This window comes from Brevibacillus nigriterrae (assembly GCF_049846925.1).
In the GTDB taxonomy this organism is placed as follows: Bacteria; Bacillota; Bacilli; order Brevibacillales; family Brevibacillaceae; genus Brevibacillus_H.
In genome coordinates this window covers 1-3,281 of sequence record NZ_JBNCMT010000011.1, presented here as the reverse complement: position 1 = coordinate 3,281, position 3,281 = coordinate 1, and the positions used below count along the sequence as shown (strand labels likewise).

Annotated in this window: 3 protein-coding genes and 1 rRNA gene; 3 read left to right on the top strand and 1 reads right to left on the bottom strand. The window is 42.5% G+C overall.

Annotation, left to right across the window (positions count from 1 at the left end; all coding sequences use genetic code 11):
• Positions 1-1,432 (top strand): glycosyl hydrolase family 18 protein (locus ACPW7N_RS10010; RefSeq protein WP_425650925.1); only part of this gene is annotated, 1,432 nt, incomplete at its 5' end.
• 59 nt (positions 1,433-1,491) lie between these two features.
• Here the strand turns inward: ACPW7N_RS10010 and ACPW7N_RS10005 are convergent.
• Positions 1,492-1,854 (bottom strand): DUF2614 family zinc ribbon-containing protein, encoded by a 363-nt coding sequence (locus ACPW7N_RS10005; RefSeq protein ID WP_425650924.1) that lies wholly within the window; start codon positions 1,852-1,854, stop codon positions 1,492-1,494.
• Positions 1,855-2,052: 198 nt separating this feature from the next.
• Between ACPW7N_RS10005 and ACPW7N_RS10000 the strand changes: the two genes are divergently transcribed.
• Together ACPW7N_RS10000 and ACPW7N_RS09995 are read left to right on the top strand one after the other, a co-directional pair.
• Positions 2,053-2,922 carry a nucleotidyltransferase-like protein gene (locus ACPW7N_RS10000; protein WP_425650923.1) on the top strand — a complete coding sequence of 290 codons (870 nt, stop codon included), beginning with the start codon at positions 2,053-2,055 and terminating at the stop codon, positions 2,920-2,922.
• A 280-nt stretch (positions 2,923-3,202) separates the two neighbouring features.
• A 16S ribosomal RNA gene (locus tag ACPW7N_RS09995) occupies positions 3,203-3,281 on the top strand; the annotation flags it as partial.

Below are 3,281 nucleotides of genomic sequence, written 5' to 3'. Positions count from 1 at the left end.
AGATAAGGTCTTGCGTATGGAAAATGACAAGCTTGTGGCGTACTTAAATAAAACACCGGTGAATTTGCGGGTTCCCGTTCAAGTGAATGAGGGAAAGAAGTACGTTCCTTATCTTCCGCTCGAAAAATTGTATCCATTCCAGATGAAGCACGTACCATCCACACAGGTTGTTATCGTTGAAAAAAGTGGAGACTCCATACAACAAGGAAAACTGGCCCAGCTTCCAGATCAATCCGAACAGCCGGTTTATCTCAGAACGGGCTTTGACCAAAAACATCCTGTAGTAGCTGATCTGCAATCAGGAACAACTGTGGACATCTTCAAGGAAGAGGGCGGCTGGTATTATGTACAAACCGCAGACGGACTGATGGGTTATCTGCCAAAAGAACTTGTCATGTTATCCGAACTTCGCAAGGTAACGGTTCAGACACCTGAGGAAAAGGTGAATGCGCCGTGGAAGCCGCTTGGGGAAAAAATCAGTCTGGCATGGGAACATGTTGTCTCGAAAAATCCTAATGTTGCTGAAATTCCAGCAATTCAGGGACTTCACGTTGTTTCGCCTACCTGGTTCGAGTTGGTGGATAATCAGGCGACTCTAGGCAATAAAGCAGATGCAGGGTACGTGAAATGGGCCCATTCGAGAGGATATCAAGTGTGGGGTCTCGTTTCGAATGGCTTTAACCCGGATTTTACCCACGCTTTACTCAGTGATTTCCGTATGCGTGACAAGTTTATCCGGCAAGTTGTCCAGTACGCCAACATGTATAACCTGGATGGGATTAACCTTGATTTTGAAAATGTGTATCTGAAAGATAAAGAGCTGTTGGTCCAATTGGTTCGGGAGCTCACACCATACCTTCATGAACAGAAGTTGACCGTTTCTATGGATGTTACCATCAAGTCAGATAGTGACAGGTGGTCCAAGTTTTATGACCGTGCCGCTCTTGCCAGCATTGTAGACTACATGGCTGTGATGACTTATGACGAGCATTGGGCTTCCAGTCCGGTTGCTGGATCTGTTGCTTCGTTGCCTTGGACAGAGGCGGGGGTAAAGGCGCTTTTAAGTGAAATACCTAAGAAAAAATTGTTGCTCGGCGTGCCGTTCTATACGAGATTGTGGAAAGAAGAGAAACAAGCAGACGGTACGATCAAAGTTACTTCCAAAGCCTACTCGATGCCCAAAATCGAGAGCTGGCTTGCTGAACGAAATATCAAACCTGTTTATGATGCCAAAACGGGACAGAAATTTGCAAGCTACACCGACCCGGCTGATGGTGCGACGTACAAGGTCTGGCTTGAAGACGAAGGTTCCATCCAAAAGCGGATTCAGTTAGTTCACCAATATGATCTGGCTGGAATTGCTGCGTGGAGAAGAGGATTTGAGAAGCCTGAAGTATGGGGAACAATCAAAGAGCATCTGCATCAACAATAGAGGATATAAAGTAGAAAACCACCTGACCGTTTTGGGGAGCAGGTGGTTTTTGGTTTGGTTTAGACGGGTTTTTGCGTCGGTGCCGGTTCATTATCGTCAAGTTGCAGCGGTTGTCCACAGAACATGCACGCATCCTGTTTTCCTAGCATCTTGGTTACTTTTTTGCAGCTTGGGCACTCGACTTGTGGAGCTGAAGTGGAAATCATTCCCGAAATCATGAACAAAACCGTGCTAGTCATCATCAACAGAAATCCAATAATAAGCAGAACAGCCATGAACATGAAGTTACCTTTGAGGCCAGGTAACACATAGCCATTAAATAAGATATAACCAACATACATGAGAACAATACCGATAATCATGTTCCAGTTTGCCCATGTACGCATGCGCTTTATTTTGCTGACACGATCATAGTTTTTCATCAAAATGAATCCTCCTTAGAAACTGGTTGTCACTAAGCTGTTACTAGCAGGGGGTCAACTTATCCGCTAAATACCAAGTATAGCATAGAAGATTGAAAAATAAGAACCTGTCTAATGTGCAAATCAAGGAATTCTTTGCAGGAAAGAGTCTCTGAAACGTAGAATCCATATGCCAATTAAGAGAATGGGGGTGTACGGATGACTTGGAGTTTGCATGATTATTTCGAACGAGTATCTCAACATGAGACAGTTTTGACAGTGTTATTGATCGATCAAAAGAAAGCATGCAGCTTCAATCTCGATGGTGCAGACCTTGTTTACTTAGTGATTGTAAATAAAGCAGAACGGAACTGGGAAACTAATTATTACTTGCACGGGGATATAAAGGTAGTAGAACATCGCCTTCATCAATGGCATTTTGAAAAGTTGGTTATGCAGATCGGCAACCATATGTTATTTTCCATGTTACAGAATGCCCAAATCATTTCAGACCGGTTGGCTTATTGGGAGAACAATCGCGATAGGCTGACAAAATTGCCTTATCCAATTCAGAAGAAGTTTGTTTGCATGGAGTACTCATCGTTTCTTCGGTATTATTTTGAAGCGAAAGAGTTTTTGCAACGTGGTTACGCTCTCGAAGCCTATCAAGCTGTCCTGAATGCGTTAAATAGTTGGTCTAGATTAGTTGTATATGAAGCAAAACAACACCCGGGGCCGTTTCTATGGAATCAAGTAAAACAAATAGATTCGACAGTCTATAAGTTATACGAAGAGTTAGTGGAGAGCTCTGAATCGCTGGAAAAGCGAATTGAACTTCTGCTTTTACCAATTGAATTTCACATTATGTCAAAAATGAAAGATGCTACTGCACATGTGACTGATCTAATGAAAACGCGGAACGGTCCTTGGTCATTTCGTGAATTGCTGGATCATCCTGAGATAGGGTTAGGAGAAGAAGAGTTAACTTTATTGCTTGATAAGATGGTAAAGCGCTCTTTTATCCGAGTGATTCCGTTAAAACAGGTGGCAGACGTGTTAGTAGAACAAGGGTTTGTTGCTCATGAATAAAATTCTTAAAATAAGTATTGACTATTTTGTGGGTGAAATGCTATATTAAAAAACGTCACTTCGGAACACGGTTGTTCATGAGGCTGATGAAAAAAATACCACTTGATATTAACCGGGCAATGTGGTAAATTAAAAAGGTCGCTGTTCTGAGTTTCAAATTGTGAAATCTGAACGGTTGATGACTCGAAAATGCTCTTTGAAAACTGAACAATAAAGCGTTTTATAGTGAATCAAAACACTAGCCAAGTGAATTGTTTTGTAGTTTAGAATCAACTCAACTTTATTGGAGAGTTTGATCCTGGCTCAGGACGAACGCTGGCGGCGTGCCTAATACATGCAAGTCGAGCGAGGGTCTTCGG